Source organism: Paenibacillus terreus, assembly GCF_042138595.1.
Lineage (GTDB): Bacteria > Bacillota > Bacilli > Paenibacillales > Paenibacillaceae > Paenibacillus > Paenibacillus terreus.
Genome location: NZ_JBHIRX010000003.1, coordinates 121,174 through 139,537, shown reverse-complemented (window position 1 = coordinate 139,537; position 18,364 = coordinate 121,174). Strand labels below are relative to the sequence as shown.

The 18,364-nt window shown below is 48.5% G+C and carries 11 protein-coding genes; 8 read left to right on the top strand and 3 right to left on the bottom strand.

What is annotated here, in order from left to right:
* Positions 1-9 precede the first annotated feature (9 nt).
* From ACE5KN_RS07550 to metK, 6 genes are all read left to right on the top strand, one after another.
* A complete protein-coding gene (locus ACE5KN_RS07550; RefSeq protein ID WP_375525907.1) occupies positions 10-1,368 on the top strand; it encodes an efflux RND transporter periplasmic adaptor subunit in 1,359 nt (452 codons plus the stop codon).
* Positions 1,369-1,897: 529 nt separating this feature from the next.
* Positions 1,898-4,294: a stalk domain-containing protein gene (locus ACE5KN_RS07545; protein WP_375525908.1), complete on the top strand. Its 2,397-nt coding sequence runs from the start codon at positions 1,898-1,900 to the stop codon at positions 4,292-4,294.
* 132 nt (positions 4,295-4,426) lie between these two features.
* The gene (locus ACE5KN_RS07540) at positions 4,427-5,968 is read left to right on the top strand and encodes a stalk domain-containing protein (RefSeq protein ID WP_375525909.1); all 1,542 of its coding nucleotides are present in this window, start codon (positions 4,427-4,429) and stop codon (positions 5,966-5,968) included.
* Positions 5,969-6,100: 132 nt separating this feature from the next.
* On the top strand, positions 6,101-6,661 hold the full coding sequence (locus ACE5KN_RS07535) for a hypothetical protein (RefSeq protein ID WP_375525910.1): 561 nt from the start codon (positions 6,101-6,103) through the stop codon (positions 6,659-6,661).
* 136 nt (positions 6,662-6,797) lie between these two features.
* Positions 6,798-7,091 (top strand): alpha/beta-type small acid-soluble spore protein, encoded by a 294-nt coding sequence (locus ACE5KN_RS07530; RefSeq protein ID WP_375525911.1) that lies wholly within the window; start codon positions 6,798-6,800, stop codon positions 7,089-7,091.
* A gap of 348 nt (positions 7,092-7,439) precedes the next feature.
* Positions 7,440-8,642 (top strand): methionine adenosyltransferase, encoded by a 1,203-nt coding sequence (gene metK, locus ACE5KN_RS07525; protein WP_375525912.1) that lies wholly within the window; start codon positions 7,440-7,442, stop codon positions 8,640-8,642.
* Between the two features lie 66 nt (positions 8,643-8,708).
* On the opposite strand, the gene ACE5KN_RS07520 is transcribed toward metK, so the two are convergent.
* From ACE5KN_RS07520 to ACE5KN_RS07510, 3 genes are read right to left on the bottom strand one after another with little or no spacing between them, the layout of a single operon-like run.
* Positions 8,709-9,593 carry a TetR/AcrR family transcriptional regulator gene (locus tag ACE5KN_RS07520; protein WP_375525913.1) on the bottom strand — a complete coding sequence of 295 codons (885 nt, stop codon included), beginning with the start codon at positions 9,591-9,593 and terminating at the stop codon, positions 8,709-8,711.
* 35 nt (positions 9,594-9,628) lie between these two features.
* Positions 9,629-12,760 carry an efflux RND transporter permease subunit gene (locus ACE5KN_RS07515; RefSeq protein ID WP_375525914.1) on the bottom strand — a complete coding sequence of 1,044 codons (3,132 nt, stop codon included), beginning with the start codon at positions 12,758-12,760 and terminating at the stop codon, positions 9,629-9,631.
* Positions 12,757-14,178 (bottom strand): efflux RND transporter periplasmic adaptor subunit, encoded by a 1,422-nt coding sequence (locus ACE5KN_RS07510; protein ID WP_375525915.1) that lies wholly within the window; start codon positions 14,176-14,178, stop codon positions 12,757-12,759. Before ACE5KN_RS07510 ends, ACE5KN_RS07515 begins: the two co-directional genes overlap by 4 nt.
* Positions 14,179-14,456: 278 nt before the next feature.
* On the opposite strand from ACE5KN_RS07510, the gene ACE5KN_RS07505 reads away from it, so the two are divergent.
* Positions 14,457-17,153: a stalk domain-containing protein gene (locus tag ACE5KN_RS07505; protein WP_375525916.1), complete on the top strand. Its 2,697-nt coding sequence runs from the start codon at positions 14,457-14,459 to the stop codon at positions 17,151-17,153.
* 47 nt (positions 17,154-17,200) lie between these two features.
* A complete protein-coding gene (locus ACE5KN_RS07500) occupies positions 17,201-18,361 on the top strand; it encodes a sensor histidine kinase (protein ID WP_355321264.1) in 1,161 nt (386 codons plus the stop codon).
* Positions 18,362-18,364: the final 3 nt, after the last annotated feature.

Sequence of the window (18,364 nt, the reverse complement as noted above, 5' to 3'; positions counted from 1 at the left end):
GGGAAAACCATGAATAAAAAAAGCGTAGTATTGTTATCGGCCTCGGCTCTGGCCTTGTCCATTGCGCTGACCGGCTGCTCGGGGGGAGCTGAACCCCCTGCGGCCGCGCCAGCGGAGCAAACAGCCGTGTCTGTTGAAGTTGGCAAAGTATCGAGAGGCAGCATTGAGGCACAGGCAGGTGTTGTCGGTACTCTGGCGCCCAACAAAACCGTTCAGGTTGCACCGAAAATCAACGGTACGATCCAGAGCATCAATCTGAAAATCGGTCAGACTGTAAGCAAGGGTCAGGTACTGTTTACCCTTGACCAGAAGGATATCAGGGACAACATCAAGCAGTCCCAGGAATCCTACAACGTTGCTCTTGCCAACCTGAAGCAGGCCCAAAGCAGCTCCGACCAGTCGGTGCAGCAGGCGGAGTCCAGCGTCGATCAGGCGAAGGCTGCCCTTGTTCAGCAGCAGAGCTCCATTGATCAGGCGAATAACTCGATTAAGGACGCTGAAAGCTCTCTGCGCGACGCGCAGAATAACCTGAACCGCACACAACAGCTGTTTGCGGCAGGTGCTGTATCCCAGACAGAGCTGGAGCAGGCTCAGACCACAGCAAGACAGGCGCAAAGCGCGCTGGATAATGCCAAGCTGACGCTGAGCAACGCCCAATCTTCATTGGAAAGTGCTCAAACGACATACCAAAACTCTTTGAAGTCACTTGAACTGGCTCGTAAAGGAGCAGGCATTGATGTCGCGAAGGCTAATGTTGAACAGTCGCGGTCTGCCCTTGAGACAGCTCGCAGCCAGCTGACCGATGCTACGGTGAAAGCTCCCATGTCCGGGACTATTTCGGCTGTCAACGGAAATGTTGGTCAGATTGTGAGCTCTCAGTCATCTGTTGTCACGATTGCAAATACAAATCCGATCCTTGTGAAGGTGAATTTGGCTGAGTCTGAAATGATGAACGTCAAAGTTGGTTCCTCTGTGAAAGTGGGAATCCCATCCTTGGAAAAGAATATTAACGCCAAGGTCACGGCCATCAACTCTGTCATGGATCAGGATCTGAAGGCTTATCCAGTTGAAATCTCTATAGAAAATACTTCCAATACGCTTAAAGCAGGTATGGTTGCCAATGTGTATATCCAGTCCGGGGCAGCGGAAGGTCTGCTTGTTCCACAGGCGGCTATCTCTGAAAAGGCTGGCGAAAAGTTTGTATATATAATAGAAGGAAATGTAGCCAAACAAGTGAAGATTCAGACCGGAGAAGAGAGCGCAGAGCAGGTTGAAGTAACTGAAGGGCTCTCCGAAGGCCAGCAGATCGTTGTGAAGGGCGCAAGCCTGCTTAATGATGGTGCACAGGTAACCGTTGTAAATCAGTAGAATAATAGCTGTCTGCTTGGCATATCTTGATATGAGGCTTCCGATATCCGAGCAATTGGCAGTCTGGTGTTCTTATATGTGTCTTACTTTATATTTGTCGTACCTTTCCTGGGCAGAATGATGCGTTCTAACCCCTATACGCATTATTCTGCACCTTCTTTTTGTAGATATTAGGAGAGGTAGGGAATAATTGTTGGATGACGCTAGATAAGGCTTTGGAGTATAATTATGACTGTAAGAGGGCGGATACATATTTTTTAAAAAAATCAAAAACTTTTTTTAAAAGGACGCAACTTTTTAGAAACTCGCCACGTCTAATTGTGTGAGTATGATGCAGAGGGGTTACAATCTCGAAAAGACAAAAAGTGATAAAAAAATTCTTTACGACATTGTAATGACATTGTATAATACTGGAGTAAGTTGTGATATGTACGCTTTCTTTATTATCTTGATTCCAAGCTTCTGTGATATTGTCACAGATATCATTTTATAAGGGTTATGAGAGCTCGGAAAGGAGGTGTAACGACTGATGAGTGACAAGATCCGACACAAAGAAAAGAATATTGCATTGCATGATATTCAAGGAGGAGAAAAAAAGGTTATGACAAAGTTTAACAAGAAAATGATCAACGTGCTTGCTACTGCAACTCTGGTTGCTGGTGTAGCAGCACCTGTAGCAGCACTGACTGCTCCAACTGCTATCCACGCTGCTGGCGGCGGAGAAATCAAGCCTACTAACACTCCAACTGTTGGCGACGGTGGAGTTGTCCAAATGGGTTCTGTAACATTTACAATTCCTGAAGGCACTACCCTTACTAAGGGTGATTCCGTTGCAATTAAATTGGATTATGATATTGCGACTAAAGAGCAAGCCAAATCCAGTGTAACTGAGAGTACTTACAACACCCTTACTGACAGTAAAGGTAATAAAGTAGTTTATGACTTCGCCTCTTTCCCAATTACAGGTGCTGGAAACGGTGTTTCCTTGACTAATAACGGTGTAAACGTTAAGGAAGGCGCTTTTTCAGCTAAACTTACTGCTTCGGACCGTATCGAAGTAACTTACAATGGTGAAACCACTGAAGTAACTGGTGATCCAGCTAAATTTACATTGCGTCTGGGTTCTATCTGGGTTGATGAGGGCGAAAACGATGATGCTGAAGTTTCATTTGAAGCTTCGTCTTCCAGCGTATTCCCAGCTGGTAAAGCAACAGTTGCTAAAATCACCGATTCTGATGATCTGAACCTGGCGTTCTCAAGCCTGGATACTTCCAATAACAGATTCACACCAAAAATCGTTCTGGAAGAGCCAAAGGCTGGTGCATTCTCAACTTCGACAGAAGTGAAAATCAAGCTGCCTAGCGGATATTCTTGGACATCACTTCGTGATGACGTTGATGTCATCTATGGTGATGCTGATCCTAAAGGTCTCAAATTTAATCCGAATGGTGATAATGGCCGTGAGTTGGTAATTACGTATGATGGCGCTAAATCAACAAAAGCAACCAAATTCGAAATTCCTTTCGATTTTGAGGTTGATGATTCCAGCTCAGTGAAAACTGGCGACATTAATGCTAGTATTTCCGGTAAAACAAGCACTAACGTAAGCAGTGCTAAAATCGGTACTTACGGCGACTACGGCAGCACACTTTCTGCAACTGATGCTCCAACAATCACTGCAGGTAAAGATGAGCAAGAAGTAGCAGATATTAAGTTGACTGAAACTATTGGCGAGAGCTTGGTTAACGGCCGTACACTTGAACTGACACTGCCAGAAGGTGCTGCTTGGCAGCCTGTTTATAAGGCGGTTTATACAGATGCGTATTCCCCAGATTACCGTAACCTTGAAGCTCCTGGCGGAAAAGAAACAATCAAAGACGAAGGTGTAACACTGAAGTTTGCTGGTTACACTGGTACAGACCGTCGTACTGCGAAGTACACAGTTACAAGAAATAGCAGCGACACTGACGAAGCAACTCTGGAATTTGAAGATCTGGAACTGGCACTGGCCAGCAACTTCACAGGTGATGTGAAAGTTACTGTTGGCGGCAACGCTGGTGTTGAAGGTGAAGTAGTTGTTGCTAAAGCAGTAGCCCCTATCACTGCAGCAGCATCCAGCAAGCCTAACGTAATCATCGGTGCTACTGGTCAAACTGCTTCTTCCTTCACGCTGACTGAAGGTAAAGCAGAAGCACTGGAAGATGACGGCACAGTGATTCTGGATCTGCCAAACGGTGTATACTTCACTTCTACTCCAAAAGTTGAAGTAACTTCCGGTGATGCGAAAGTTACCAACGTAAGAAGAGCTTCTGACGATAACAGAGTATTGTTCACAATTGATTCTGACAGCACTACTGCTAGCACAATCACTGTATCTGGCGTAACTATTGATCTGGATCGTACTGTTCCAGAAGGCGACATTGTTTTGGATGTTCGTGGTAGCGCAGTTTCTGAAACTGAAGCTTACACGAAATGGGCTGACAACGATGCAGCTGCTAAAGTAGCAATCGCAACTGTTTCTACTCCAGCTCCTAACGACCAAACGCTGAAAACTGTATTCACAATTAACAGCACTTCTTACTCTGTTAACGGTGAAACAAGAACAGCTGACGTCGCTCCTTACATCGAGAATTCTCGTACTTTCCTGCCAGTTCGTTACGTTGCTGACGCTCTGGGTGTAGGACCTAAAGACATTCTGTTTGATAAAGCTACTTCCACAGTAACTCTGATCAAGGGTGACCGTGTAGCATCCATCAAACTGAACACTAAAACTATGGTTATTAACGGTACTACAATCACCATGGACGTTAAAGCAGTAACTAAGAACAACCGTACAATGCTGCCTATGAGCTATGTAGCACAAGCTCTGGGAGCAACTGTTGACTACGACGCTACTTCTAAAACAGTTACTGTTACCAAGAAGTAATTAGTTCTTAGCACATTTTGAATAATGAGAAAGGGGTTCCTTCATGGAACCCTTTTTTCAATAATATGAACAATTTTATGTGATTTTATACTTTTTCATTCTTTATTTTTAGATTTGGAGGTATTCCTTGATATGAAACGACTAGGCTCCGCTTTGTTGTCCACGGTATTGCTATCTTCGGTTGTCTCGGGCGTAGGTTCTGCTGCAGCCGCTGACAACATTAAGGTGGTCATTAATGGAGTGACTCAATCTTATACTCAGCAGCCGGTATTAAATCATAATGTAACTTTGGTTCCATTTCGAGCCATTTTTGAATCTCTGGGAGCTCAAGTAAGCTATGATGAAGCGAACCACAAAATTACTGCATCCAAAGGTTCAGACACACTTGAGTTTCAAGTTAACAGCACCACTGCATATAAAAATGGGCAATCCATTGCTTTGACTACACCTGCTAAGTCAATAAATGGCTCAACCTATGTTCCTCTGCGTTTTGTTGGTGAATCGTTAGGCGCCAAAGTAAATTGGGATGCAGCAGCTTCGACTGTAAAGATTGAAACAGCTTCAACCACATCTACTGATCAAAATGCACCTGCTGCTCAAAACAGCCTCAATCCACTTGAAACAGCTGTTACAAGCACATATGCCACTTATGAAACGAATACAGAACCGCTTGCTTATAAGGATGCAGTAGCGCTTGCGATTAGTAACAGCAACTCCATCAAGTCACAGGAAACGTCTCTTAAGGCACTAAACAACAGCCTGGAGGATGCAGCAGATGATATCGACTTTATCCCTCCACGCAACGGAACCAATGATGCAGCAAATGCGGCGTTCAATAATTATAGCCAGCAGCAAATTAACTATTCTATATCTCAAAAGAAATTGGAAACCGAGAAAGATGGCGCGAGTCTTCAGGTTAAAAATAAATATAATGCCATCATTGATGCCATAGAGAAAAAACGTATTGCCGATTTGAATGTGGCTGATGCAGAGTGGAAGCTTCGTATCGCACAGACCAAACGCGACAACCAAATGGCCAGCGACTATGATGTAACTCAAGCTCAAAATACACTGACACAACAAAAGGCTGCACAAGAGGTAGCAGCTAAAAGTTTGGATGATGCTTACCGATCCTTAAATGCACTAATTGGTTATAAAGCTGACCAAAAATACGAAGTGACGGATATTCCTAAATTTGAAGTGTTTGAGGACGATGTAGAAGCCCACGTTGGACGTGTTCAGGCTGATAGCCCTACCGTATGGATGGCTGAGCGTGGTATCGAGCAAGCTGAACTGGATATTAACTATTTCAACTTTACTGGAAGTACCAACAACGCCTATGAAAACAAAGAAATAAATGTTGATTTGAAAAAAATCAGCGCTGCAGATGCCAAAAAGCAGTTGGAGGATGCAGTTCGTCAAACCTACAATCAAATTAAAGAGCTTGAGACGCAATATTCACAGCTGCAAGCTTCCATGACAAGCGCACAAAATGCTCTTGACATGACGAAAAAGCGTTTTGATCTCGGTATGTCTACAGAATATGAAGTGTTTCAAGCAGAGCTTCAACTCGAATCTCTGAAACAACAAATGACAACTATTGTGACTAATCTGGATAACGCAAAAATGGCTTATGAGAAGCCATGGCTCGCTGCAGCAGGTGCACAAGGTTAATCAATGCTCTGAAGATCTCAATCCCCTCTCGCAGGGGATTTTTTCTTGTCCTCTCTATACAAACCTATTATGATAGGGTTAACTATCTACAAAGTTAAGAGATAATCTTAAAAATGATGTGGGAGGAAGTACATGAAATCCGGTTATAAAGCAGCATTGGCAGTTATTCTGATTGGCGGAGGCATCCTTGCGGGATCGGTGTTGAATAATCCTGCAAATGGTGCGTCTAATGGAGGGCAACCGGGAACGGCTGATGATCCGGTTGTTACTAAAAGTTATGTAGATGAACAGATCGCCAAAGCACTTGGGGGAAATGTTCCTTCGAGCAGCAGTAATTCAACATCAAATACGAAAAATGAGACAACAAAGACAACCGTTCCATCTGCGAGCGCACCGACTGACACTACCCCTGCTGCCAATAACGAAGTTAAGGTAGTCGAACTAAAACCAGGCAAGAAGCTTATTGCCAAAGCGGGTGCCGAGTTCATCGTCCGCAATGGTTATGCTGTCGTATATAGTATGGATGCCAGCGGGGCCATTGATATTACAGATGGTACAGAAATATTCCATAATCAAGCGGTAAAGAAAAATCATCTGTTATCTTTCCCGCGTGACGGCAGAGGGATACAAGTCCAAGATGGGCAAACTTATAACGTAACGGTCATGGTTCGCGGAGGGTATTCGGTTCAATAAAAAAGAAATCATTAGACTTCATTTTCTTGTAGCACTCATTTTCTTGATTTCATTTGCCTATTTTAACAATAAGTACATGTCTTAACACAGCTCTTTCTCGGCAAAATAACCATACTACACTATGGAGGTGGCACAAATGCCGGGAAAACGCCGTAATCACATCGTGCCTGCAAGTCGGGGCGTGCTGCAGGAAATGAAATATGAAATTGCCGCAGAATTAGGATTGCCGGTACACAACCCTTTATATGCAAGCTCGGCGACCGGATCATTTGATACTGAATTTGCAGGGGAATTGGGCGGAGCTCAAGGAGCTGGTACAGTTGAGTGGCGTAATTTATCTTCCCGCCAAAACGGGTCTGTTGGGGGACAAATTACCAAGCGCTTGATTCAAAGTGCAGAAAGTGAGTTAACAAAGCTTGGTCTAATGTAACAAATCACTTGATTGCTGATAAAGAACTTATGTCATCCATAGTTTCATTTCAATTGACACCATATCTCAAATGCGATAATATGGCAGTTGAGGCTTGTGCAACCTTTTCCACTCGGAAAAGGTTCATTTTTTGAAGATTTCAGAAAGTATAAACTTCTTGGTATAAGCTTCCTGAAATCGCAAGAAAAACTTCCGTTAAACGCGGTCTGGCTTCTTTGAATATACATCGTTAGATGTTTTTCTTTATACGGAAAATTGTACTGGGCACTGCTGAACATATGCTTGCATATGCTGTACGACGTCAAATATGTCATAATCATTATTTCTCTAGCGGGAGGTTTAATATTCATGTCTGTAAAAGGCCGTCACCTTTTTACGTCCGAATCCGTAACGGAAGGGCATCCGGATAAAATCTGTGACCAGATTTCGGACGCTGTTTTGGACGCATTCCTTGCTAATGATCCAAATGCACGTGTAGCATGTGAGGTATCTGTAGCTACAGGGCTTGTCCTGGTCATTGGGGAAATCAGCACAAAGTCGGAGTATGTAGATATTCCATCCATTGTACGCAATACAGTGAAGGAAATTGGTTATACTCGGGCCAAATACGGCTTTGACTATAACACATGTGCAGTCCTTACTTCTTTGAATGAACAGTCTCCCGATATCGCTCAAGGGGTAAATGCTGCTTTGGAAAGCCGTGATCCGGCTGAGATGGACAAGGAGACGGAAAACATCGGCGCAGGTGACCAAGGTTTGATGTTCGGTTTTGCAACGAACGAGACGCCTGAACTCATGCCATTGCCGATTGCTATGTCTCACCGCATTGCGCGCCGTCTGTCAGAAGTCCGCAAGGACGGCACTCTGAACTACCTGCGTCCGGATGGCAAGACTCAGGTCACTGTGGAGTATGAAGACGGCAAACCGGTACGTATCGACACGATTGTCGTGTCCACACAGCATGCAGAGGAAGCAACCCTGGAGCAAATTCAAAAGGATATCAAAGAGCACGTCATTTTGCCGGTCGTACCTGCGGAATTGCTCGATGATCAAACAAAATATTACATTAATCCAACCGGCCGTTTCGTTATTGGCGGACCGCAAGGAGATGCAGGCCTGACTGGCCGCAAAATTATTGTAGACACCTATGGTGGCTATGCACGCCATGGCGGTGGAGCTTTCTCCGGTAAAGATCCGACAAAAGTTGACCGCTCTGCAGCGTATGCAGCGCGTTATGTTGCCAAAAACCTCGTTGCAGCAGGTCTGGCCGATAAAGTCGAAATTCAGCTTGCTTACGCGATTGGTGTGGCAACACCAGTCTCCATTAATGTGGATACTTACGGAACAGGTAAAATCAGCGACGATAAGCTGGTTGAGCTGGTTCGCAACAACTTTGACCTTCGTCCTGCGGGTATTATCCGCATGCTGGATCTGCGTCGTCCGATCTACAAGCAAACAGCTGCTTATGGGCACTTTGGCCGTACAGATCTGGATCTGCCATGGGAGCGTGTCGATAAGGCTGAGGTCCTTAAGCAACAATCCGGACTTTAATACAATTGATTTTACTCATATTCAAATAAAAAGACGACTGAATACGCTCAGTCGTCTTTATTATTCTCACAAACCCAACAAATCTCTCAGCTTTGCACAATCTTCCTTTAGTTCATCCAGCCGTTCCAGGTAAGATAGCAGCGCCTTAAGCAGCCCGGTGGAGGCATCTTCCGCCGAGGTTTCCTTCCTCAGCTGACTGATGATATCCAGAAACTCCTGCCTGGTGCTATCGCTCAGGCTTAGGCGCATAAGCTTCGCTTCCAATTTCTCGAGCAATCCGGCAATTTTTTTCCCTTCCTGGAGAGGGTCAGATCCTCTGCTGCTGGTAAACCAGGCCTCCAAGCCCCACAAGAAACTGGGGGGCTCGCTTTGCTGACGCACTCCTGCAATCAGGGAATCGGTGATATAAAGTAAAAAGTCTGCCAGCTTGTCGATACTTTTCTGTTCCATGCGCTCTTCGAACACCCGGATATATTCAAAGGTTACGCTCATTAAAATAAATGTGATATCCCAGATATGTCCTTCCACATCGGGGCCGTACACATCAAGCAGACAATCGCGAATCCACAAAAAGATCCGCTTCTCATGTTCCTGTAAAGCCTCGTTTGTCGGCTCATCATGGGTATTGGCCGGGAACGGTTCGGTAATAATCAGAAGATAAACTTTATTGCCGATAATGTTATTCAGATAGATTTTAATTAACCGAAGAAGCTTATCCCTGGATGAGAGGCCTGTCTGGCTGTACAAAGCTTTAATATCTTTCCCGATTTCCTCTTCCATTTTGAAGCAGATAGCCAAAGGCAGCTCATGCTTCCCCTGAAAATATTTATAGAAGGAAGCCTTGGCCATCCCGCTCTCTTTGGCTATTTCCTCGACAGAGGTCGCAGCAAAGCCTTTTTTGGAGAACAGCCGAATGGCCGCCTGTACAATATCATCCCTCTTGTTATCCAAGTTCGTGTTCCTCCCAGCGATACCTAGTCGATACTTTACTGCTGCAGATACCTAGTGTCAGAAGCGTCAAACTCCGCAGTGGCTTTCTTTTCCTTGCGCTGTTTGCGTCTTAGCTTGTATTTAGCCATCAGCATATAAAGAGATGGTACCACAAACAATGTCAGGAGTGTAGAGAACAGCAGGCCGAAAATAATGGCATACGCGAGCGGCTTGAAAAGCAGGCTGCCCAGCAGCGCGATCGGGATCATCCCCACAATGGCGGTGAGTGACGTCAGCAAAATCGGCCGGAAACGGGCGGCTGTCGCCTGTATAACCGCATCTTCAAGCTCTGCCCCCTCATGGCGGGCATCCTCAATAAATTCAATCATCACAATGCCGTTTCGCACAACGATACCGGCAAGCGCAATGATGCCCATAATGCTCATGAAGCCAATCGGCATCCCTGTCAGGAATATCCCAAGAATGCCGCCTGCAGCTGCCAGATAAACAGTTGTCATAATTATCAACGGTATTGAAATGGAATAGAACTGGATCGTAATCAAAATTAAAATCAAAAAGACAACAACAATCGACAGTGTGCCCAAATCGGCAAAAATTTCGTTCTGATCCGAGGTTTCACCGCCGATTTCCCAGGAGTATCCTTCCGGGAACGAAATTTTCGCAAGCTCTGCACGTACATCAACAGCTGCATCCGTGGCCGTCCGTCCTTCCAGATCCGCCTCCACGGTAACCGTCCGCTCCAGATTATAATGACTGATCTGCTGGATGGCAAAGGACGGCTTGACCTGTACAAGCTGTGACAGCGGAATTTGCACACCGGAGGCGTTGGTCACGCTAAGCTGCTGTAACAGTACATTCGGGTCTGTATTATCCTTATTCAAGTACACCTTGATGTCAATCAGCTCCGAGCCGGTATCAAACTGGCTGGCGTCCAGCCCCTCATTCAGCAGCAGCAGAGTTTGGGTCAAGTCGGCATAGCTGACCTGGTACTGGTCCATGGCCTGCTGATGGACCTCAAGGTCCAGGGCGTAACGCTCGATTCCCATGTCATCCGTAATCCCTGACGTCCCCTTTATAGAGGCTATGGATTCGCGCACCTGCTGGGTAAGCGCCTGCAGCTCCCCGGTCTCCGGGCCGGAAATACGAACAGATACAGGTTTGCCGACAGGGATTCCGAGGCGTGGAGTGCTTTCTGTAATCGTAATTCCCGGATAGGATTCATCAAAATGCCTGCTCCAGGCTTCAGGTGTCTTGTCGAGGTCAAAGCTATGTTCTTTGCCAACAACGGTAATCTGACCATAAATGTCTCCTTCTTTTGAAGCAGTGCTACCATCCAGGTCACTGTAAAGCTGCGGCGCGCCGCCTCCAGCGGCGTAGGCCACCTTCTCCGTTTCCGGCTGCTGCCTTACCCAACCGGCGATTTCCTGTACCACACGGTCCGTTTCCGATAGCGAAGTCCCGACAGGCATTGTAATCTTGATGGTCATATGCGGGTCCTCAGCTTCCGGGAAAAGCTCAATTGGTGTAAACAGCACAAGCCCATAGGCGGCTGTTCCGATAAGCAGTCCGGCGAGGCCGGTAAAAAGCGGCCTTTTCACAACTTTAGTCATGATTTTACCGGAGTAGAGATGAGTCAAGCTCTGAATTTGGCGGCCCAGCAGCCCGGCTGGTTTGGCCGTTGTATCCTTGCGCTTGCGGGGTCTGCGTGTTTCGTACCATTCCCGAAAAATGGGGATGATGGCCAGGGACATGAGCATGGAGGCCAGCATGGCCAACGAAATCACGACCGGGATTGGTTTGATGAACGCGCCAACATCTCCGCTGAGGAACATCAGAGGCATAAATGCCGAAATGGTCGCGAGCGTGGCCGTCAATATCGATACCGCCACTTCCTTGGTGCCGTTTACGGCAGCCTCGGACGGCGTTTCTCCCAGATCCGTAAGCCTGCGTTCGATGTTATCATTCACGACGACCGCGTCATCCACCAGAATGCCGAGTACGATGATCAGCCCGACCACGGAAATTTGGTTAAGGGTGACCCCAAGCATCGGAAGAAAGATCATGGCAATAGCAACGGAGACGGGGATAGCCAAAGCGACAAATGAAGAAGTCAGCAGGTTTAATCCCAATGTACAGATGAGGATTACGGCTGCGATGGCCATAAGTGTTTCACGGGACAGGTCGGCGAAGATTTCATCGACATTGTCCTTCTGAGCAAACAGGGTAACGAATTTCACGTCTTCCGGGAGAGTCTTTTGCAACTCGGCCAGTTTGGCGTTGACCCTCTCGTTCATCGTTCGAATGTCCGTACCCGTCTCTGCGCCGAGTGAAATGCGGATAGCCGGTTTGCCCTCAGCATACGCATAAACATCCGCATCGGCATGAGCGAGCTGAACGCTACCTATATCACTCAGATACACAGGAGAGCCGGATTCTGAGCGGGTGATCAGGAGCCTGCTTAGCTCCTGCGGGTCTGAGGCTTCTTTTACGATAAGCTGGTAGGTCCGATCATTATATTCCACATCACCGGTCGGCACCAGATCCATGCGGGCTTGAACGGCCTGCACAACCCGCCCCCAGGGCAGCCGGTACTGCTGAAGCTTCTGTGTATCGATCGCAATCTTGACCTCTTGATCCGGCAGGCCGGAAATCGTCACGTCAGAAACGCCATCAAGCGCTCCGAGCTGATCCTCCCAACTGGTCATCAAGCTGTTCAGGTCATAAAGGGAATCTCGTGAGTCCGCAATGATGGCATAAGAGCCGATAAAGGAGCTCGCAAGATTATCGTTAATCACCGGCACCTCGGCGTCCTCAGGCAGGTCGGCTTGGGCGTCCTGCACTTTCTTGCGCATTTCGTCCCAGACGGTTTCCGGCTTGGCGTCCCCCTCGGTTTCAACCAGGATGGACGAAAATCCGTTTCCGGAGGTCGAAGTTATGTTGCCCACTCCTTTAACCTCCTTGATTCGCTGCTCCAGTTTTTTGGTGACCGTCTGCTCGACCTTCTGCGGCGCAGCCCCAGGGTAAATGGTGGTTACCATAGCCTGTCTGACGACGACATCCGGCATTTCCTGACGAGGGAGCTGCATGAAGCTGAACGCCCCGACAAGAACGGCCATCAGGAAGAAAAGGATCGTAATTTTGCGTTTTTTCACGAAATAAGCGATCATTCGCTGCCGCCTCCCGTTTGCCGGAGCGCATCACCGTTAAAGAGCGAGGCTGCTCCTTTCGTTACGATACGGTCCCCCTCGCTGAGCCCCGAGACAACCAGCAGCTTGTTATCAGTCATTTGTCCCCCCAGCTCGACATTTGTTTTAACGGCTTTGCCTTCAACCTCCTTGAATACATACGGCTGTTCCCCAGTCTGAATCACCGCTTCAACCGGGACCAGAACTCCCTGCTTGTCTGATAGCTCGCGTGCTGCTTTTATGACCTGGCCCGGCAGCCAGTCATGTGATGAATTCGGAATGACAACCTCAACGTTGATGGTCCCGGTGTTTGCATTTGTAGAGGCATAGATGGCGGACACGCTCGCGGTACGGGTTTCACCATACAGGCTGACACCAACCTTCTGCCCCTTTTTCCAATCCTGAATTTCACTATCCGGAACAGGGAGCAGCACCTTCAACCGGTCAATGCTGCCGATCCGGTAGACGGTCTGACCGGAAGAGACAAGCTCTCCGGGCTCGATCAACTTCTCCAGTATAGCGCCGTTAAAGGGGGCCGACAGCGTTGTGCGGGACAGGGCCAGTTCAGCCTGCTCCTTGGCAACCTTTGCCTTTTCATAACCTGCGTCGGCCTGCTCCTTGGAGGACTGGGCCTGCAGCTGTGCAGCAGAAGCGGCGGATTTGCCTGCAAGTGCTTCCTTCAGCGCGGCTTTCGCAGCATCCGTGTCTTCAGCGGTGGCTCCTTCTTGAAGCAGAGACAGCGACTCACGGGCGGTCTCCAGATCCTTCTCGGCACTGACCAGCTGAAGCTGGGCACTCTCGTTCTCCGAGGCGGAAGCCGCTCCTGCTTCATACAGCTTGCGAATGCGGTCGGCGTCGGCCTTGGCTTTGTCATAGGCGCTTTGCGCCTTGTCGGCAGCCGCACGTGCCTGCGCTCTCTCCTGTTCTCGCGCCCCTTTATTCACCTTTCGCACATTGGCTTCGGCGCTTTCAACCTGGGCCTCCGCCGATGCGAGCGAAGAAGCCGCCGAACGGATGCCTGCTTCCGCATTTGTTACTGCTGCCTGTGCCTCTTGAATGGAGGCTTCCGCTTGGGCAAGCTGGAGCCGGTAATCCGATTGATCCAGCTGAGCGAGGACGCTGCCCTTGCTGACCGAGGCTCCTGCTGCAAGGGAGGCCGCTGCGACCCGTCCGCCGATTTCAAAGGAAATGGACCGCTCCTCGTAGGCCTGCAGTGTGCCGGAAAGGTCGTACACCGTGTTCAGTGGTTCTTTTTTGACAACCATCGTATCTACAACAGTACCGCTGGTACTGGCATCGGCTGCAGCTTCGGAAGCGGGCTGTTCCGCTGAACAACCGGCGGTAACGACAGTGATGGCAAGTATGGCCGACAGCAAAAGTGGAATTTTATTTTTACTCATCCTCAACTATATCCTCTCCTTAAAAAACAAACGTTTAAACCAATAAGTATAATTTGAACTCATTAGTTCAAGTTGATTATAGAAGGAGGTCATGCCCCTGTCAATATGTGGGCGGGTTTGAATCCGGATGGACATTAAACCAGGAAATTCGCGAGATTCCGTAACTTTTTGCTATTTTTTAAGTCTATTAATACTAGGGCAACAATTTTACGGACTGCTATCCAGACAATTGTTTTACTATATTAAATAAGCATGCAGATGGGAGAGTTTAAATCCAAATGGTTTTGCGTCGCACCAAACAAAAGGGCAATGGGACAGGCCGGGGAAAAAAATGGGCGATTATATCGCTTGCAGGCATATTGTGGATTGGACCGGTTATGGGAACGGGCGGCTTTGCGCCGCTGAATTGGACAGGAGGTTCGGTGGCCAGCGCCGCCTCCGCGGTCAAGCTGGGGGAGGAAATTCTCACTTCGGGGGCTATTTTGATGAAATACCGGTACAGCACCTCCTCGGGAACAGCCTTGGCGGATGTCGTTCGTGTTGATCTTAACAACCCGTATGTAAAGCTGGATGTCATGACAGGCAAAGGAGGCCAGTTCACGACACGGCAAAGCACGGAAGGCATGGCCAAAGAAACCGGGGCTGTGGCGGGAGTTAACGGTGATTATTTCAACACCTCCCGCGAAGGCGCGCCGATCGGCGGACAGGTATCTGACGGAGAACTGATGTCCACCCCTTCCGATCTGTCGGGGATGTATGCTTTTGCCGTGACGAAGGACGGCACTCCTATGGTTGAGCAGTTTACATTTGAAGGCACCGTTACTGCGGAAGACGGTTCTTCGTTTGGACTGGCCGGCATTAATAAAGCTGCCTATACACCTGAGACGGCGGGCGGCAGCTATAGCCACTCGAATGCTGCCTATATCTACACATCTGCTTGGAAAGCGCTTGAACGGCCAGCAAACAGCTCAACGACTCCGACAGAGGTTCTGGTCGAGAACGGAGTCATTACCCAAATCTCGGAGAATGCAGCGCTGCCGATTGCGGTGCCGGAGAACGGCTATATTTTGCGCACACATGGCAAGGCGGCCGATTTTGTCAAGCAGCATCTGGCTGTAGGCCAGTCGATTACGACAGATTATAAGCTGCGTGTTAAATCCACCGGCAAAGAAATCGATCCTTCAACCCTGCAAATGATGATCGGCGGCCATACCATCCTGGTTAACGAGGGCAAGGCATCTTCTTTCTCCCGCAGCGTTTCCAGCATTGGGGGAACACGCGCCCGCACGGCTATAGGGTATTCCAAGGATAATCGGTATGCCTATTTGATCGCTGTTGAAAAGAACGGCAGCAGTGTCGGTATGTCACTGAACGAGCTGCAATCATTCATGACCAGCATCGGCGTGTGGAAAGGCATGAATCTGGACGGCGGCGGCTCGACAACGATGGTTACCCGCGACCTGGGCAATACCGAGGCTGATCTGACGTTCAACACCGAATACGGTACAGAGCAGCGCAGCATTGTCAACGGAGTGGGTGTTTATTCGGAAGCTCCGCAAGGAACACTGAAAGGCTTCACGGTCAGCGGAAGCAAAACGCTGCTGATTGGTCAAACCGGAAGCTACACGTTGAAAGGTTATGATACCTACTACAACCCTTACAATATCGGAAAAACCTCCGTTACCTGGTCGTCCAGCAACCCGGCGATAATCTCGGCCAACGGCAGCACCGTCAAAGGCGTGAAACCGGGCACGGCGACCCTGACGGCCAAGAGCGGCTCTGCTAAAGCGACCATGAAGGTAACTGTACTGGGGGCTGACAGCATTTCTTCCCTGACGGCCGGCAGTGGTACAGGCTCTCTCGGCAAAGGAACGACCATTTCCATTCCGGTGACAGCCAAAACAACGGACGGACAGAGTGTGAGTATTTCTGCCGACGCGCTGAAATGGGAGTTTATCGGATTTAAGGGCAGTGTGAAAGGGAACGAGCTGACCGTATCCTCTGTGGATTCCGGAGCTGAGGTTGGATATGCCATTGGCCGTTATGACGGCTTCAGCGCGGTGGTTACGCTGACGGCAGACGGCGGAAGCAGCATGTGGGAGGATTTTGAAAATGTCGGCTACGATGTGAGCTTTACCACGAACGCCCAGGGAGTGACCGGTTCGGCAGCGATTACAGCCGGCAGCGGCGAGAAAGCGGGATCGAAGGTTCTCCAGCTGGACTACGACATGACAGGCGGTGCCGGCAAAATGTACGCTTATGCGCAACTGAACGGCACCTCCGGCAAAACCATTCAAAGCCCGGCAACAGGCATCTCCATGGATGTGCTTGGGGACAAGAGTCTTAACTGGCTCCGTGCCGAAATTTCGGATGCCGATGGGAAAACGGTTTATGTAGACCTTGCCAAAGCGATTGACTGGAACGGCTGGAAGTCGTTGAGTGCGGATCTGAGCGGACTGAACATTGCTTACCCTGCGAAGCTGAAGCGTCTCTATGTTGTCAACGTGGAAGAGGGACAGGATGAACGTGCCAAAACAGGAACCGTAGGGTTTGATAACATTTCGTTAAATGCGCCCGGCACGGTAAGCAGCAAGGCGCTCAAAACCGGAACGGCCCAAATGAGCATCGGCAGCAAATCTATGAACGTGAACGGAAACAAGACGGTGATCGATGCTGCACCGATTACCCGTGATGGATCTACCTATGTGCCAATCAAATATATTCTGGATGTGTTTGGAGGACAGGCGCAGTGGAATGCCTCCGCGCAGCGCGTGACGGTCATCCGCGGCGGGGTGCTGATGGATCTTACTGTAGGTGACAAGAAATTTGTCCTGAATGGAAAACGAAAAAGTGCAGATGTGGCTCCTCTGGTATTAGGAGGTAGGACTTTAGTCCCTCTTAGGCTTGTATCTGAGCAGCTTGGACTTACTGTAAAATGGGAACAAAAAACTAAGACCGTTACGATCCAATCATGATATGGTATGATATATACCTGAAAAGCTAGGATTGGAGATTAAAATTCGTGGATTTTCAAGCCGATGTCATAGACCGAGTCATCAAGAACGCCATCCAGGTGATGGAGAAGAGCAAGTACCAAATGTTCGAAGTACTGGATTCGGCACGGTCCGAGCTCATTAATTTAAACCAGGAATTGCAGGCGGTTCTTAAGGAAACGGCCGAGACGATCGAGAAGGTCGATCAGCTGGAGATGAACTACCGGCGCTCGCGGATCCGGCTGACGGAAGTCAGCCGGGATTTTGTCCGCTATACGGAAGAGGATATTAAAACGGCTTATGAAAAGGCTACACAGCTTCAGCTCGACCTGATGATCTACCGTGAGAAGGAGATGTACCTTAAGGCGAGAAGGGATGATCTCCAGAAGCGGGCGAAGAGTGTTGAAGCATCCGTGGAGCGTGCGGAAACGATCGGCTCGCAAATGGGCGTGGTGCTGGAGTATTTATCAGGAGAGCTGGGTCAGGTAACCCGGATTATCGAATCTGCCAAGAATCGACAGCTTATTGGTTTGAAAATTATTTTGGCCCAGGAAGAAGAACGCAAACGCATTTCGCGTGAAATACACGACGGACCTGCGCAACTGCTCGCTCATCTAGTGCTTAGGACGGAAATTGTAGAAAGAATGATTGCCAAGCAGGAATTCAAGATGGTACAGGACGAAATAATAGATTTGAAGAGACAGGTCCGTTCCAGCCTCGAAGAAATGCGCAAGGTTATTTTCAATTTGCGTCCGATGGCGCTGGATGATTTGGGGCTTATTCCTACCCTCCGGAAATATGTTCAGGATTTTGAGGAAAAGACGAAAATAAGAGCGATCTTTGAAACGAGGGGGAAGGAGCACCGTCTCTCTTCCGCGATGGAAGCGGCCATTTACCGTTTGATCCAAGAAGGCCTCACCAATGCCGCAAAACATGCCTATCCAACTCATGTGCTGGTAGAAATCACATACCAGGCACAGTTGGTTAAAATCGTTGTGCAGGATAACGGACTGGGATTCAAACCTGAGTTATTCGAACAAAAGGGCAAAGATCACAATCATTTTGGCTTGATTGGCATGCGAGAAAGGGTTGAACTGCTCGAAGGGAGAATGGAGATCGAGTCCGCGGAGAACCAGGGGACGAAGATCGTCATTCATATCCCGACCAACGTGGAGAAGGGAAAGGAGTAACAG